Raw genomic sequence first — 16,827 nt, forward strand, 5'->3', positions numbered from 1 at the left:
CAGTATGTAAGACCCCTTGTAGACGACGAGGTTGATAGGTTCGAGGTGGAAGTGCGGCAACGTATGCAGCTGACGAATACTAATCGGTCGAGGGCTTAACCAAATCCCAACCAAGTGAAGATAAGCTTTGTAGCGAATTCCGAATACTTGATTGGGGCCCAGAAAACCTAAGCAAATCCTAACTTTACGTTAAAGTTTCGTATCTAGTTTTAAGGGAATAATATTCCTACTGTGGCGATCGTGGCGAAGGGGTTAACGCACCGGTTTGTGGATCCGGCATTCGTGGGTTCAAGTCCCATCGGTCGCCCTTTTCCCTTCATAATGGGGATTAGCCAAGCGGTAAGGCAACGGACTTTGACTCCGTCATGCCTAGGTTCAAATCCTAGATCCCCAGTATATTTTCTTAAGCGGTCGTGGTGGAACGGCAGACACACCATCTTGAGGGGGTGGCGCTCACAAGGCGTGAGGGTTCAAATCCCTCCGACCGCATCCCAGCTTTACAAGCCTAAAACCCTTGTTATATAAGGGTTTTTTTTTCTTTTACAACAGATAGAATAAATGAAGTAATACAGTTTAATAAATTACGAGCGTAGTACCCCTGAGAGTATGCACCCTGCCGTTCTAGGCACGTTCTTGGGATTATGGACGGAGTATTGTGTAGAAATAAGCCACATCCCAGTTTTATTATCTTGAAACCCTTACCTAGTAAGGGTTTTATCTATTTTAGTACAGATGGAAGAATGCAGTAATAATGGATTGCCCGTTACTTGGCGCTTCGCTTAGGTAATAATACTACCCATTTATAGGAGAAGTCAGCAAATACACAAGCCATAATTAAATATAGGAATATGAATGTATGAAATTCAACAGTAGAGGAGGGGGAACCTATTCTTGGCTCGAATGAGATCATTTCAAAAGTAGAAACACCAGTTCGTCCTAATATTTCAGTTATCGTCCCTGTATTCAATACTGGGGAATTCCTCAGTAAGTGTTTGCAATCTATAATTAACCAAACCATATGGAGTGTCATGGAGTTAGTTATTATCAATGATGGTTCATCAGACCATTCTTCCGAAATTATTAAAGAGTTCGTGAAACAGGAACCTGAACGTATAATAAGTATTCACTATGCTGAAAACCAAGGTGTAGGTAACTCTCGGAATGTAGGGATTGCTCAGTCTAGAGGCGACTATATCGGTTTCGTTGACTCGGACGATTGGATTGCTAACAATATGTTTGAGTTGTTGTATACGAAAGCTTTAGATGGGCATGACATGGTCATTTGTGATTATTTTAGTAGGTACGAAGATGAAGATCTGACTATTCCAGAGAAGGGATACGCACAAGACATCTTTACGCAAAAGCAGGCTATTCTTTACGCTCAAGTGGTTCCTTGGAATAAGCTCTACAAAAAGGAATTATTACAAAAAATTGAGTATTTAAATATTTGGTATGAGGATGTTGCATCAACTCCAATTCTGATCAGTCTAGCGAATATGCCAGCTTATTTGAATATTCCTTTATATTATTACAAAAGGTCTAGACCAGGTTCTATCGCAAATAGCAGCGGACCCAAAGTGTTAGATATTTTACGAGCCTGGGACCGTTTAATCGAACATGCACAGTTGAATAATAGTTTTAAAGAGGAAATTCTCTTTTTTGTAACTAAATGTATCAATTTTTATATTGATTTTAAACCGGAGTATGCTGAGCATTTCTGGGAGTATGCAAGGAAACATCGAGAATTATTAAGCGTTGGAGAGTATAATCGCCAAGCAGTTGAAACGAATGAGATTCGTGACTTATTTGGTTTATTTAATCAAAGTACGCCAATATATGCAACAAACCAGAATGAAACAAAGAATGATACAAAGAATGAAACAAGAAATATACCAAAATATGCAGCAAAATATGCAACTCAAAAAAAACGAACCTTAAGCATCATACAAGTCATTTCACCAATCTGTAGCCCTGTATCAGCTGTTGACACAGCTGGAACAGAGAAAATGGTTTACGAAATTACACAGGAATTGGTAAAACGTGGACATAAGGTTGTTTTATACGCTCCTAAGGGAAGTAAAGTTTCAGCAAAGGTAGTACCATTCCCCAAATATTTCGAAGATCGACACTTACCCGCATTTATCCGTAAAACAAGACCTTCGAAAGTAGACCTGATTCATGACCACACTTTTTCTTCTATTGTCAGATTAAGAAAAATGGGAATTCCCGTGTTACCCACTCATCATTTACCTACCAATATTGAATTCCATGATTCCGTTTATGTCAGTCACGCTGCTCGGAAGAATGCCGGCGTCAAAGGCCTAGTTGTTCACAACGGAATTAATCCAGATGAATACGAGTACAGTGAAGGAAAAGATGACTATTTATTGTTTATTGGGAGGATACTCCCCGACAAAGGCGTCATTCATGCAATTGAAGTTGCTGAACGCAATCACCAAAAGCTAATTATAGCCGGACCTATTAAAGATGAAGAATATTTCCGAAACATTTTACAGCCCCGTATTGATAATAATGAAAACATTCACTATATAGGTGCTGTTGCAAGTAAACAAAAGCAGGAGCTCCTTAAGAGAGCTCGATGTGTCCTCTTTCCGTCTATTTGGAAGGAGCCTTTTGGACTTGTATTGATTGAGGCTATGATTTCAGGCACCCCCGTACTAGCCTTGAACAATGGTGCCGCCTTAGAGGTACTTGAAGGCTTTCCTCAGTTAGTATGTAATAGCATAGATGAACTTGCGCACAAAGCTTTACATGAGCCATTCCCGCCACCACATGTCCTAAGAGAATATGTGCTTACCAAGTTCACGACTGCTACAATGGTGGACCAATATATCACGTTGTATGAACAGAAAATTAATGAATTTATGAAAAGACGAGTAAAGCTAAAACGGCTAAGAGGAAGAAAATTTAAATTGCTAAGAGGAAGGAAATTAAAACGGCTAAGAGGAAGAAAAAAATTAAAACTGCTTAGAAGAAGAACAAATTTAAAATTGCTAAGAAGAAGAAAAAATATAAAATTGCAAAGAAGAACAAATTTAAAAGGAAGAAAAAAATACTTCATAAAGAAAAAGATAAAAGCTAAACGAAGTGTAACAAAGCGAATAAAAGCAAGAAGTAACAGGTGACAGCAGAGCGGCTGGTCCTACTGTTCAAATCCCTCCGACCGCATCCCATTTGTAAAGAAAAACCCTTTGGAATAAGGGTTTTTCTTTTGTTTTCAGAAGACCTGAGCGATCAGGACTATTTTCTCGATATGACGAAATCATGATCGGAGCAGAATCGTGATATTGTCACTGTGGCGATTGGGATGGTAAACTTATAGGATTACGTAATTGTTTAATACTGATATTTGTAAACGTTTTCATAAATGATTGTGAATGCACAACCAGAATATAAATATTCGAAAGAAGGAGATTTGCATGACGATAAGCCAATTGATGGATCAACAAAAGAAGTACTATCTCTCCGGTTCGACACGAGGACTCGCTTTTCGGCTTACACAGCTCAAAAAGCTGAAACAAGCGATTGTCGATCGGGAATTAGAGATTATTCAGGCGTTGCGCACCGATTTGAATAAAGGAGAGAAGGAAGCGTACGCTTTTGAAATAGGCATCGTTTATCAAGAAATAGCTCATGTCATCAAGCATCTGAAACATTGGATGAAGCCGAAGAAAGTGAAATCTCCGATGACGCATTCGGGGAGTCGCAGCTACATAATCCCTGAGCCACTGGGGGCGGCATTAATCATTGCTCCATGGAATTATCCATTTATGTTGGCATTTGATCCGTTAGTAGGGGCAATTGCGGCTGGCAATACGGTTGTGTTAAAGCCGTCAGAGCTAGCGCCAGCGGTATCTGCTGTGATGACCTCGATCGTACGCGCTACCTTCGAACCGCAATATATTGCTGTTGTGGAAGGTGGTGTGGAAGAAAGTACCGCGCTGTTGGAGCAGCCGTTTGACAAAATCTTTTTTACAGGCAGTGTTGCCGTTGGGAAAATCGTGATGGAGGCAGCAGCGAAGCATCTTACACGAGTCACGCTAGAGCTCGGCGGAAAGAGCCCATGCATCGTACATCATGACGCACATATAAAGCTGGCGGCGCAGCGTATCGCCTTCGGGAAGTTCTCTAATGCGGGACAGACTTGCGTGGCTCCAGACTATTTGCTTGTGCATCGGAGTGTGAAAGATAAGCTGCTGGCCTATTTGCAAGAGGCTATCAAATCCTTCTATGGCGACAAGCCGCTGCAAAGCACTGATTACGGCAAAATCATTTCTCGCCGTCATTACGAGCGGTTGCGTCACTTTTTGAATGATGGAAAGGTCGCTATTGGTGGGTTAGCTGACGATCAGACACTGCAAATCGAACCGACGGTACTTGAAAATATCACATGGGATATGCCAGTCATGCAGGAGGAGATTTTCGGCCCTATACTTCCTGTTCTAACCTATGACAATCTGGATGAAGTAGTAGGCTTAGTCCAAGCTAGGCCGAAGCCGCTGGCACTGTATGTATTTTCGGAAGATAAAAAAGTCCAAGATGTCATGCTCGAGCAAATTTCATTCGGCGGTGGTTGTGTCAATGATACGCTGATGCATTTTGGTTCTACACATTTGCCTGTTGGCGGCGTCGGCGAGAGCGGAATGGGCAGCTATCATGGCGAAATGAGTTTTCACATATTTTCACATATGAAAAGTATATTAAAGCAGACGACGAGGTTCGATATCCCTTTTCGATATCCCTCTAGTCAAATCGGGTTGAAAATCATTCGCAGGCTGACGAAGCCTTAATTACGACTCACTAGGAAGAGGTAAGTCTCATGATAGGATCCTACGAGTACTATAAGCAGATTTTCAAGGATGTACCGAAGCCATTCGCATTCGTAGATTTGGATCTATTGGATGCTAACATCAAGGCCATTGCGCAGGAAGCTGGGGGAAAGAAGATTCGGGTGGCGAGTAAGTCCATTCGCTGTCCGGATGTGATTCGCCGTATTTTGGCAGCTGATCCTGCGTACCAAGGAATTATGTGTTATACGGTGGAGGAGGCTGCTTTTCTAGCCCGACAAGGGTTTGATGATCTTTTACTAGGCTATCCGCAGTGGCACGCAGAGGGGCTTACCGATGTGATTTCGCTAATAGGTGAAGGCAAAACGATTACGTTCATGGTCGATTGTATCGAGCATGTTGAACACATTGGGCGGCTGGCGACGGCTAAACAGGTTATTGTTCCTGTTTGTATCGACATCGACATGTCGACGGATTTTCCTGGATTGCATTTTGGGGTATGGCGATCGCCGTTGACCCGATGGGAGCAGGTTCGCTCTGTGGCTGAGCGGATAGTCGGAGCGAGTTGGCTGCGGCTTGATGGCATTATGGGATACGAGGCGCAGATTGCCGGTGTAGGCGATAATGTGCCTGGGCAAGCTGTGAAAAACGCGCTAATCCGCAGGATGAAAAAAACCTCCATTCGCAAAGCTGCACAGTGGAGAGAGGAAGTGGCGCGTGGGCTTGAAGCGATGGGAGCTAAGCTTCGTTTCGTCAATGCGGGAGGTACGGGCAGCATGGACAGTTCGCGGGCAGAGACAACAGTGACAGAGATCACTACAGGATCTGGGTTTTACTCCCCTGGCTTATTCGACAACTACAAGTCATTTCACTATAAACCTGCTGCTGGGTATGCAGTAGAGGTGGTGCGACGTCCACAGCCAAATATCGTAACCTGTATGGGCGGCGGTTATACGGCTTCGGGACCGACGGGTATAGACAAACGGCCTAAGCCGTATTTGCCGGAAGGTCTGGAGCTATTTCCATTGGAAGGTGCAGGAGAAGTACAAACGCCGCTTCGTGTGCGGGGTGGAGTCCAGTTGGAGCTGGGCGATCCGGTGTTTTTCCGACATGCGAAAGCAGGAGAACTATGTGAGCGATTCCTTACGCTATATGCCGTTTCGCAGGGCAATATTGTATCTACATATCCAACGTATCGCGGTATGGGGGCGTGTTTTCTATGATGAGCAAATCAGGGATATGGACCAATTGGTCAGGTATCGTACAGGCAACACCGCAGTCTGTACTGTATCCGGACTCCATAGAAGCGGTGGTTGATGCGGTGCTGCTTTGCAGACGACAAGGACGCAGGCTGCGTGTTGTCGGCACGGGGCATTCTTTTACACCGATTGCGGCATCGGATGATGTGCTTATCACCCTGGACCGCATGCAGGGCCTCATAGAGGTAGACGCTGAGGAGCGGACCGCAACGGTATGGGCAGGGACGAAGCTCAAGCTGCTTGGGGAGCTGCTGTACGCTCAAGGGCTGGCACAGGAGAATCTCGGGGACATCGATGTACAGTCGATAGCTGGTGCAATCAGCACAGGGACGCATGGCACTGGTCAGCAGTTCGGCAATATCGCTACGCAAGTGGTAGGTCTGACAATGGTGACTGGCGCAGGTGAGGTAATCACATGTACAGCTGTGACTCATCTTGATATGTTTAAAGCGATGCAGGTATCACTTGGCGCGTTAGGTATTATTGTGCAAGTGAAGCTACGGCTCCAACCCACTTACAAAATGATGTACGAAAGCAAGCGTATGCCACTGAAACAATGCTTACAGGAGTTGCCTGATATCGCGAGTGGACATCGGCATTTTGAATTTTATTGGTTTCCTTACGCTGAACCGTGTCAGCTGAAATTCATGAATCCCACGGATCACGCGGTGACGAGCCGCAAGGTGCGTGATTACATCGGGGATGTCCTACTCGAAAATACGGTTTTCGGTCTGTTGTCTGAACTGTGTCGTAAGGTCCCGAAACTCAGTCGGACGGTGAGTCGGATATCCGCCTCGCAAGTGCCTGTGGGCACCAAAGTAGATTACAGTCATCGACTGTTCGCGACGCAAAGACTTGTTCGATTTAATGAGATGGAATACAATCTCCCAGCAGAAGCCATGCCCACCGTTATTGAAGAAATGCGTGAAAAGATGATGAAGGACAAATACAACGTTCATTTTCCGATAGAATGCCGCTTTGCTAAGGGGGACGATATCTGGTTGAGTCCAGCATTCGGGAGGGATTCTTCGTACATTGCGATTCATATGTATAAAGGAATGCCGCATGAGGACTATTTTGCGGGGATGGAGGACATTTTCCTGAAACACGGCGGCAGGCCGCACTGGGGCAAAATGCATTCACTTAACGCAGATAAGCTAAACGATAGGTATCCGATGTGGCAGCCATTTTGCCATATACGAGAGGTGTTGGATCCGGACGGTATTATGCTGAACGGGTATCTGGAAAAGATTTTCGGTGTGACCGGTTAAGGTTGACAAGAAAATGGGGAGGTGTCTGGATGGTGGAGCTAAGTGTAGGTGTGACTCGGTCACGCTGGGCGGTCGTTACTGCTTACGCTTTATTAGCGGCGGTGACTCAGCTGCTATGGGTCACATTTACGCCGATTACGACGGCGGCTTCCAGTGAGTGGCATGTTTCTGTCGATGCCGTAGGCTGGTTATCACTCGTATTTCCTCTTGTCTATGTATTGCTTTCAATTCCTTCTGGCATGGCTGCTGATCGTTGGTTTCGCGGATCGCTGCTCATTGGCGCTGCGTTGACTGCGGTTGGAGCACTTATTCGTATTCTACCTGGCTATGAATATGCGCTCATCGGACAGATTGTGATATCCGTAGGTCAGCCTCTCGTACTCAACGCCGTGAACAAATTAGCTGTGCTCTATGTACGTCCAGAGCAACGAGCTAATGCGATTGCGGCTGGTACGGCCAGTTTGTTCGTCGGTATCCTTATCTCAACCGTCACCGTTCCTTTTTTACTAGCATGGCAAGGGATGTCAGCTGTCCTGTGGACACAAGGCGCCATTAGCGTCATTGCCGCCGTTGCTATGCTTGTGGCGCTAAGACGAGCGCCAGTGTTTGGGGTCGATGCGGCTGATGATACGAGCAGCACGTTAGGGTTCAGCGCGATTGCGACCCTATGGTCGCAGCGTTGGGTAAGGCTGTTCAGCCTGCTCCTGTTCGCTGGCTTCGGCATTTTCATTACACTGGCGACATGGCTTGAAGTGTTGGCCAGCGCTATCGGTTTCAATGCCCAGCAAGTCGGCATTGGCATCGGTGTAATGACGGCGGCAGGTATTGTCGGTGCTGCGATTGTGCCACGATGGGCGCTGCGCGGTCAGCGCGCGCGAGTGGTTGTACGCTTTTCACTCGTGGCGAGCGTGGTACTTCTGATCGGACTTGCAGTCGGTATGCCCCAGTGGATGTTCATCAGCTTGCTAGTGATATGCGGTTTTCTTTTACTGGCTGATTTACCCGTGATGCTTTCGCTGGCAGAGGCCAAATCCGATCCGCAGTCAGTCGGCGCGGTCACAGGCTTGTTGCTGCTATTTGGCAACTTAGGGGGGATTGTGCTTTCCTTGATTGTTCAACTCTTGTTAGGGAATAGGATTGTAGCTATCGGCATATTAGCTATTGTAGCCATTCTCATTTTGCCAGCGGTTGGGCGACTACAGACGGCACCTTCGAGGATCCAACGTGAAAGAAACGAACAGATGTAAAGATCCTCTTCGAACTTGTTTGATTGGGATAGAGGGGCAGGGAGCGCCAATAGGCGACAGGGTAGGGAACCTTCCAAGCCTTTTCGCTGTGTTGATTGTGTGTAACTATACTGTAACGCTGGAAAAGGTATAGTGGCTTATACATAGAAATAATAGGAAAGTATTTACTGGGGGGCCTATGAATATCATACATCGGGATGCAGATTTTACGAATGCGATGTTGTTTGGAACTTACATCTTGGTGTTGATGGATGGAAAAATGATTGGCGGCGGGCTTGTCGCGGAGTTTGATGAAACTGAGGTCAAGGTAGGGCAGGGGAGATATGTACGCAGCAGTTCAACCTTTGTAGTAGCTCCACCTCCGCAATGTTCGACGGGTATGGGATGACAGTTACATCTAATTGAAGTGTTTAGAGGATAATCTGAACGTGATTTGTCGTATATAACTTCCATTCCAGGTGGGAAGACGTTTATCTAAGTAATATGTACACGGTCAAAGATGCAAAAAGACACTTATTTTCGGGGAAAACAGTTTAACGTAGATGAATAAGTGCCAAAAGGCAATTTTTAGGGCCGAAAGATGTCAAGATGAGCTTTGCCAACAGAAATAGTTGCACTTTCGTAAAAAAAGAGGGTCCCCGCCACATACATGGCTACTGGGACACCTCTTTTTACGTTGTCTGCCTATTTGCTTGCGGCAACTGTCTCTATTTCTTTAACACTTTGATAGATGATATTGAATAGCTCTTCCAAATTGCATTCTTCGATACAAGAGAATGCTACACGAAGATCGGTCTCGCCAAGCGCGATTGTGCCTACACCATGCTGATTCAATAAATGTACGCGCAATGCTTCAGCGTCAACGGTTTTGAGCTTCAAGCACATGAAATAGCCGGAGTTGAAAGGGTAGTAGCCCCATGCATCGTCGAACTTGCCGCTGTCCAAAATGGATTTCGTACGGTTCGCGCGGCCTTTCATGATTTCGTATTTCTCTTGTTTCTGAGCATTGAATTCTGGTGAGTTCAAGGCGTGAAGCACGAACGTTTGGGACGGATGCGGTCCACTGGAAATTGTCGCACGGATAATCCCCATTGTTTTTTGTTCGAGCGCACTAAGAAGTGCATCACTTTGACCCGCATACGTTATGAAGCCTACACGGAAGCCCCAAACGTATTCTTCTTTGGTTGCTCCGTCAATTTTGACTGCAAGCACACGTGGATGCAGGTCAGCCAATTGACCGAACAAGGATTCATGCAAGGAATTTTCAAAGAAAAGACCGAAATAAGCATCGTCCGTCAGAACAACTACGTTAATCCCAGCTTCAGCAGCTTCTTTGATCGCGGCCGTAATGGCATTGCCATCTTCCACATCAGGCGTATAGCCCGTTGGATTGTTCGGGAAGTTCAGCACGACGATGGCTTTGCCTTTGGACTTCTGAGCAAGGAGTGCATCACGCAATCCTTCGGAATTAAATCTCTCTTGTTCGTTATAGAGCGGATAGTTCACGATTTGAGCACCGCGGCGAATCTCGAAAGTGAGCTCGTAATTTTCCCAATTTTTATCAGGAATAATAACCGCATCACCAACATCTGCAAAGAGATCAGCAGCGATACTTAGACCATGTGTCAAAGCATTCGTTACAATCGGGTTACCGATAAGCTTGCTGCCAATGCCCGGGTTTTCTTCGAGCATCTTTTTGCGCCAAGCTGTACGAAGCTCAGGCTTACCAGCCGGTGGAGCGTATTCATATATATCTTTAGGATTGTAAGTGGAGAGTGTATCTTGAATGACCTTCAGATGCATTGGTTGACCATTTTCGATCGCAATACCGATGGTAGCATTGAATTTCTTGGCTTTGGCCTTCGCTTCAGCCGATTGGCTGAGAATGCCTTCTTTCGGGAAGTAAATCGATTTACCTAATGCGGAAAGCATGTCATGTACGTGAGAATTTTCACGTTGCAGGGTCTCGTTTAACTGACTTGCCAAAGGATTCATAAGATTGGGTCATTCCTTCCAATGAGCGATTCATTTTTTCCCAGTTATTATATCACTTTCACACCTGCACGTCACTGCGCTAAACAAATTTTCTGCGAATTGATATCAAAAGAAGCAAGTGCCATGGATGAACGCATTCCAGTCACTTGCCATAGGCTTATTTGATTAAAAAACCTTCTAGTCGTTGCTTGACTTGCGGCCACTCGTTGTCAAGGATACTAAACATAACTGTATCTCGTACATAACCATCGTGAAGCACACGATGTTGACGAAGAATACCTTCTTTCTGGGCTCCTATACGGGCAATTGCTGCTTGGGAGCGTTCGTTGCGAAGATCTGTTTTGAGCTGAACACGCAGAAGATCTAGAGATTCAAAGCAGTATTGAAGCAATAAATACTTACATTCTGTATTCACACGAGTTCTCCAAACACTTGAATTGTACCAGGTATGCCCAATCTCCAAATTCCGATGAGGGATGGAAATATCGAAAAGTCGTGTACTGCCGACGATGGTATCTGTAGCTCTATCGTAGACGCTGAAAGGGATTCCTTGTCCCGCTTCCTGCTCGTTAAGTGCTTGGTAGACAAATTTGTGAACTTCGGCAGGATTAAGCAAGGGTGTCATAAATGAGAAAATGGCAGGGTCGTTAGCAGCCTCGATCAGTCCAGGAATATGTGACTCATGCAAAGGAAGCAAGGTGACGCGAGTTCCTTCTAGGGTTGGCGGTAGTAGATTCATAGTTTGATTTCTCCTTACTCGTGAATGATTTTAATGTGATTGTAGTAAGCATACTGTATGATTGGATTCATAATAAGTACCAATATGACTCAATTTATATGTACCATTTTAAAAAGAAAAGAAGTGGTTGTATGGCATTTTATTTGCCGTTTCAAACGTACTGCACACAATATCCTAGTAAATACGCCGCATTGTATCATGCGCTTCGCGATGAAATTGTGGGAAATAAGTTGAAGCAGAATACGAAATTGCCATCTAGCCGGGACTTGGCTGATCGATTGGGCATTTCTCGGGGGACAGTAAATCAGGTGTACGATATGCTGATTGCAGAGGGATATTTGCAGGCAGATGTTGGCAGAGGCACTTTCGTCGTCTATGCGGACGGTCATGTGATGTATGAGGCCAAGGTGGGAAAGAATATAGAATTGTCGGCTTGGGGCGCCCGAGTGAGCGAAGGTGTAGATGCTGGGGGGCGTAGGAGAGAGCGAGAGGGAAGAATTGATGGTGACAAAGAGCAGGGGGAAAAGCTAGAAGGTAAGCAAGCTGGAAGAGAAATTGCATTCGTGGTGGCGCGTCCGCAGATGGACCAGTTCCCGCGGGAGCAATGGAACCGCGGGATGTACGAACAGGTGCGGCGGATGACGGAGTCGCCGCAAGAGGACGCTCACATCGCCGAGGGACACTACGCGCTTCGCGAAGCGATTGCGGTGCACCTGAGGCGGATGCGAGGCATCGATGCGCCGCCGGAGCGCATCGTAATCGTCAATGGGTCGATGCAGGCGATAGCCCTGCTGACCCAGCTGCTCGTAAACCCGGGCGACCCCGTGGTGCTGGAGCGGCCCGGGTATCAAGGCGCCAGCCGCGCTGTGCTGGCGGCTGGCGGAGTACCCGTCCACGCGCCTGTGGACGGGCAAGGGCTTATCCCGCAGCCGTGGAACGCGCGGCTGCTGTTCGTAACGCCCAGCCGCCAATTTCCTACGGGGGCGGTGCTGGGCCTGGAGCGCCGCCAGCAGCTGCTGCGCTGGGCGGCGGAGCAAGGCGCTGTCATCGTCGAAGACGATTATGACAGCGAGTTCAGGCACCGCGGGCGGCCGATTGAGCCGCTCAAGGTGCTGGACCAAGAGGGCCGAGTGGTCTACATCGGCACCTTTTCCAAAACGATGCTGCAGGACCTGCGCATCGGCTATGTCGTGCTGCCGGAGGCGCTGCACGACGCTTTTGTAGCCGCGAAGCGGCTATACGAGCCGCACCCAACGGGGCTGCTCGAACAGCGCTCGCTCGCCGCCTTCATGGCGAGCGGCGGCTACGAGCGACACCTGCGCCGCATGCGGCGGGTGTACGCGAGCAAGTTCTTGCTCCTGCAGGCGCTGCTGCAGGAGCAGCTGTCCACCCTCTTCGAGTGGGTGGACAGCGATAGCGGGCTGCATCTGTTCGGCTGGTGGCGCGGTGAGCTTCGCACCTATATCGCGTATGCAGCCGCATGTCGGGCAGTCGGCGTGACCTGGACGGACGCCGGCAACTACGCACTCCCGGACGGCAGAGCGGGAGTATGCTTCGGATTCGCCCATCTAACAGAGGCTGAGATCAGGCAAGGCATCACCTTGCTCCGCTCAGTCTCTGTAGGATTTATCTGACCCTTTATTACCATGCTTCCTGCTCTATCTGTACCATACTTTTCCTAATTCCTTCTCGCCTACCATAAAAAGTCTCTATCACTGTGCAAGATAAGTCTTTTGGGCAATAACTTTGTTTGCAATAGGTTGTATGTTATCATCTAACATGTGTTCAATTAAATTACAATTCGTAGGAGTGATCCTTTCATGGCTGGATTAAATGGTGGGGGCACAAGTGTCATCGTGCGACTGGAAATACATAAAGAACTCGTAACCTTTGGAAGAATTGCAACAGCCATTGGTGATGCAGGCGGCGATATAGTGGCGATTGACGTCACAAGAGCTAGCAAAACGACGACTACACGTGATATTACAGTCAAAGTAAGTGATCCCGAGCATACGGAAACAATAACGAAAGCACTAAAGGTTATTCCAGGTGTCCGCATCATTAACGTGTCAGATCAGACCTTCCTGCTTCATTTGGGTGGGAAAATTGAAGTCACCCCCAAAGTACCGATTAAAAACAGGGACGATTTGTCCCGCGTATATACACCTGGAGTTGCCAGAGTATGTATGGCGATTCATGAAGACCCGAGCAAGGCACATTCGTTGACGATTAAAAGAAATACCGTTGCTGTCGTTTCAGATGGTACGGCTGTACTAGGGCTTGGAAATATTGGACCAGAAGCGGCAATGCCCGTGATGGAAGGGAAAGCGATGCTATTTAAACAAATGGCAGGCGTAGATGCGTTCCCAATTTGTCTGGACACCCAAGATACCGAAGAAATTATTCGTACCGTGAAGGCGATTGCGCCAGGATTTGGCGGTATTAATTTGGAGGATATTTCTTCCCCGCGTTGTTTTGAAATCGAAGAACGTTTAATTAATGAGCTTGATATTCCTGTTTTTCATGATGATCAGCATGGAACAGCGGTTGTTATTCTAGCCGGGCTGCTAAATGCGGTTAAGCTGGTAGGAAAGCAATTGGAATCATGTAAGGTAGTTATCACAGGTATCGGGGCTGCTGGTATTGCATGTACCAAAATGCTAATCTCAGCAGGCGTTACCAATGTCATTGGTGTGGATCGTCAAGGGGCTATTGTGCGAGGAGATGAATTCACGAACAAGGCTTGGGAGTGGTACGCTGAAAACACGAACCCTGGGCTAGAACGTGGTACCTTATCTGATGTCATCTCAGGTGCAGATATTTTTATCGGGCTGTCAGGACCAGGCGTGCTGAAGCAAGATGATGTGAAACGGATGGCGGCAGACCCGATTGTTTTCGCAATGGCGAATCCCACACCGGAAATCACACCAGAGGAAGCTGAGCCTTATGTTCGTGTCATGGCGACAGGACGCTCCGATTATCCGAATCAAATTAACAATGTACTTTGTTTTCCAGGTATTTTCCGCGGCGTGTTAGACTGCCGGGCTTCTAAGATCACGCAAGAGATGAAGCTTGCTGCAGCCAAAGCGATTGCTGCTGTCGTAAATGAGGACGAGCTGAACGAATACTACATTATCCCGAGCGTGTTCAACCACGCTGTTGTTGAGAAGGTTAGAGAAGCTGTTATGGAAGCGGCGTTTGAATCAGGTGTTGCACGTCGTCGCAGTCAACGCGAAGTAAACGAGTCACATCACGATTAATTGAAAAAAGCAGTTCGGTACAACGCTGACTCAGCGTGCCGAACTGCTTTTTATGTTTTAGGCTTGTTCTTCTGTCCATTCCTTCAACTTACGATCGGTAGGCAGCAAGAAAGTAAGTACTCCCAGCAAAGGCAGGAACGCACAGAGCTCCATGACGCGGGACGTTCCGATCGTATCACAAAGGTTACCGAGTACGACACTTCCGATACCTCCTAGACCGAAGGCTAAACCTGTGATGAGACCGGATACAGTCCCCACTTTCCCAGGGAAAAGCATTTGAGCATAAACGACGGTAACAGAGAAGCTGGCTAAAAGAATAACACCGATAATAACGAGCAACACGTACGCCCAACCGACGGACACATGCGGTAGCAATAAGGCGAATGGTGCCGATCCTAACATGGAAAAGAAAATGACATTACGTTTACCGAAGCGATCCGCAATCGGCCCGCCAAAGAAAGTACCAACGGCCCCAGCCGCTAGGAATAAGAAAATAAAATTCTGCGCTCTGTCTATGGAAATACCATATTTGTCTTGAAGGAAGAAGGCGAAATATCCGCTCATAGCCGCGCCATACCAGGAACGAACAAACACAAGGAATATCAATACACTGATAGCGAACATGACTTGCTTGCGCCGCTGCGGACTAACAACCCGTTTTACGACGGTTTTGGCCTTCACTGGTGCGTCTTGCAGGACAACCTTGTACCAACGTGCTATGTACATTTGTACAGCGATCGCGATAGCCGCGACACCGGTAAACCAGATCGATCCGAACAATCCTAACGGAATGAAGATCCATTTGGTCATAATGGGAGCCAATGACTGACCAGCGTTGCCACCGACTTGGAAGATCGATTGGGCGAGGCCTTTTCGATTACCAGCTGCCATATGTGAAACGCGTGAGCCTTCTGGATGGAAGGCTGCCGACCCAAGTCCGACAAAACAAACAGACAAAAGGACTACCCAATACGAATGAGCAAATGCTAGCAGCAGCATACCGATCAAGGTTGATGTCATCCCAATTGGCAGCATGTAGGGCGATGGCTTCCGGTCCGTATAGAGTCCAACGACAGGCTGCATAATGGATGCTGTAAAGTTAATCGCGAATTGCACCCATCCGACTTGTGCGTAGCTAAGTCCCATTTCATCTTTCAGAATGGGGAAAATAGCTGGAATTACGGATTGAATGGAATCGTTGAGCAAATGAACAAGCCCAATAGCGAATAAAATCCGATAAACAGTTGGTTTGACATCTCCCGTTCCTTGCAAGCTTTTCGAGCTATGATTAGGAGATGGTGTTGAAATGGATGCCATGGTTTTCTCCTCTCAGGTTCTGATTCCCGACTAGGCTAGTTGTCCAAGAAACGCCCGAGATCTTCGCCCATTTTCACTTTTGAGCCAAGCTTTAGATCAGGACGTGCTTCGAACATCCCATCTTCAAATAACAGAACAACCGTGGAGCCGAACTCGAAATAGGCGAGCTCTTGACCGCGTTCAAGCGTTTTTGGAAGGGGTGTTACATATTGGATGGAGCTCACATTCAGTGCACCGACTTTGACAACGGCTACTTCTCCAGTTGCGTGTTGAATGAATGTAATTAATCGCTCGTTGCGGCTAAGTACACGTTTCATATGACGCAGTCCGAATTCATTAACGGGATACACTTTCCCTAGGACATGCTCTTTCTCCAAGATATCCCCCGAGATTGGTGAATGAATTCGGTGATAATCAGTTGGACTCAGATATAGAACGAAATAAAAGCCGTTATTATAATTCACTGTGCGCGGTGAGCGGTTAAGCAACTCGTCGATTGTATAATCTTGACCTTTGACATTGACGATTAAGCCTTCTTTGATATCGCCAATACCTGTAATCATGGCATCAACCGGACTTACAACACGTGTTGTGTCTTCGTGAATCGGGCGCAAGCCTGGCTTCAATCGGCGAGTGAAGAAATCATTCAGGGATTTATACTCCTTGATATGCTTTTCAGCATCTTCAATGCGAATGCCATAGGTTTGGGCAAAACGAGGGATAAAGAGTCGGCTTATTTTGGAACGAGCAAGGGCACCTGTCAGTTGTGAGACCCATTTGCGTGAAGACAACTCGGTCAGTAATCGGAAAAAAGGCTTAGACATAGATCATAAACTCCTGTTCATTCGTTGGTTAGGAAGGACTCTGGCCTTAGCACATCGTTTCCTATTATCGGTTCTTCGCTAATCTTGCCACAGAAAAGTAAAAGAAT

General features: G+C 46.8%; 12 protein-coding genes, 3 tRNA genes and 1 rRNA gene. 12 read left to right on the forward strand and 4 right to left on the reverse strand.

Features of this window, described 5'->3' with window-relative positions:
* The 10 genes from ASL11_RS04290 to ASL11_RS04335 all read left to right on the forward strand — a co-directional run.
* Positions 1–103, forward strand: a 23S ribosomal RNA gene (locus ASL11_RS04290); the annotation flags it as partial.
* A 131-nt stretch (positions 104–234) separates the two neighbouring features.
* Positions 235–307, forward strand: a tRNA-His gene (locus ASL11_RS04295).
* A gap of 15 nt (positions 308–322) precedes the next feature.
* Positions 323–394 (forward strand) — tRNA-Gln (locus ASL11_RS04300).
* A gap of 13 nt (positions 395–407) precedes the next feature.
* Positions 408–489, forward strand: a tRNA-Leu gene (locus tag ASL11_RS04305).
* A 452-nt stretch (positions 490–941) separates the two neighbouring features.
* Positions 942–3,146 (forward strand): glycosyltransferase, encoded by a 2,205-nt coding sequence (locus ASL11_RS37345; protein WP_268796184.1) that lies wholly within the window; start codon positions 942–944, stop codon positions 3,144–3,146.
* Positions 3,147–3,440: 294 nt separating this feature from the next.
* Positions 3,441–4,811 (forward strand): aldehyde dehydrogenase, encoded by a 1,371-nt coding sequence (locus ASL11_RS04315; protein ID WP_056610191.1) that lies wholly within the window; start codon positions 3,441–3,443, stop codon positions 4,809–4,811.
* 32 nt (positions 4,812–4,843) lie between these two features.
* A complete protein-coding gene (locus ASL11_RS04320) occupies positions 4,844–6,031 on the forward strand; it encodes an amino acid deaminase/aldolase (protein ID WP_082595263.1) in 1,188 nt (395 codons plus the stop codon).
* Positions 6,028–7,338 (forward strand): D-arabinono-1,4-lactone oxidase, encoded by a 1,311-nt coding sequence (locus ASL11_RS04325; RefSeq protein WP_056610196.1) that lies wholly within the window; start codon positions 6,028–6,030, stop codon positions 7,336–7,338. The genes ASL11_RS04320 and ASL11_RS04325 overlap by 4 nt, the downstream gene beginning before the upstream one ends.
* A 29-nt stretch (positions 7,339–7,367) precedes the next feature.
* The gene (locus ASL11_RS04330; RefSeq protein ID WP_056610199.1) at positions 7,368–8,585 is read left to right on the forward strand and encodes an MFS transporter; all 1,218 of its coding nucleotides are present in this window, start codon (positions 7,368–7,370) and stop codon (positions 8,583–8,585) included.
* Positions 8,586–8,763: 178 nt separating this feature from the next.
* Positions 8,764–8,973, forward strand: coding sequence for a hypothetical protein (locus ASL11_RS04335; protein ID WP_056610201.1), 210 nt, complete (start codon positions 8,764–8,766; stop codon positions 8,971–8,973).
* Positions 8,974–9,269: 296 nt separating this feature from the next.
* Here the strand turns inward: ASL11_RS04335 and ASL11_RS04340 are convergent, their stop codons facing one another.
* Entirely contained in the window at positions 9,270–10,580 is a 1,311-nt protein-coding gene (locus tag ASL11_RS04340) for an aminotransferase class I/II-fold pyridoxal phosphate-dependent enzyme (protein WP_056610203.1), read from the reverse strand.
* A 157-nt stretch (positions 10,581–10,737) separates the two neighbouring features.
* Positions 10,738–11,319, reverse strand: coding sequence for a GNAT family N-acetyltransferase (locus tag ASL11_RS04345; RefSeq protein WP_056610204.1), 582 nt, complete (start codon positions 11,317–11,319; stop codon positions 10,738–10,740).
* A 20-nt stretch (positions 11,320–11,339) separates the two neighbouring features.
* Here ASL11_RS04345 and pdxR point away from each other — a divergent pair, with 20 nt between their 5' ends.
* A complete protein-coding gene (gene pdxR / locus ASL11_RS04350; protein ID WP_235550372.1) occupies positions 11,340–12,953 on the forward strand; it encodes a MocR-like pyridoxine biosynthesis transcription factor PdxR in 1,614 nt (537 codons plus the stop codon).
* Between the two features lie 186 nt (positions 12,954–13,139).
* Positions 13,140–14,579: an NAD-dependent malic enzyme gene (locus ASL11_RS04355; protein ID WP_056610209.1), complete on the forward strand. Its 1,440-nt coding sequence runs from the start codon at positions 13,140–13,142 to the stop codon at positions 14,577–14,579.
* Positions 14,580–14,636: 57 nt separating this feature from the next.
* Here ASL11_RS04355 and ASL11_RS04360 read toward each other — a convergent pair whose 3' ends face one another.
* Together ASL11_RS04360 and asd are read right to left on the reverse strand one after the other, a co-directional pair.
* Complete coding sequence (locus ASL11_RS04360; RefSeq protein WP_056610211.1) at positions 14,637–15,896, reverse strand: MFS transporter; 1,260 nt, start codon at positions 15,894–15,896, stop codon at positions 14,637–14,639.
* Between the two features lie 35 nt (positions 15,897–15,931).
* Positions 15,932–16,720 carry an archaetidylserine decarboxylase gene (asd, locus tag ASL11_RS04365; RefSeq protein ID WP_056610213.1) on the reverse strand — a complete coding sequence of 263 codons (789 nt, stop codon included), beginning with the start codon at positions 16,718–16,720 and terminating at the stop codon, positions 15,932–15,934.
* Positions 16,721–16,827: the final 107 nt, after the last annotated feature.

Source organism: Paenibacillus sp. Soil750 (assembly GCF_001428045.1).
GTDB lineage: Bacteria > Bacillota > Bacilli > Paenibacillales > NBRC-103111 > Paenibacillus_E > Paenibacillus_E allorhizoplanae.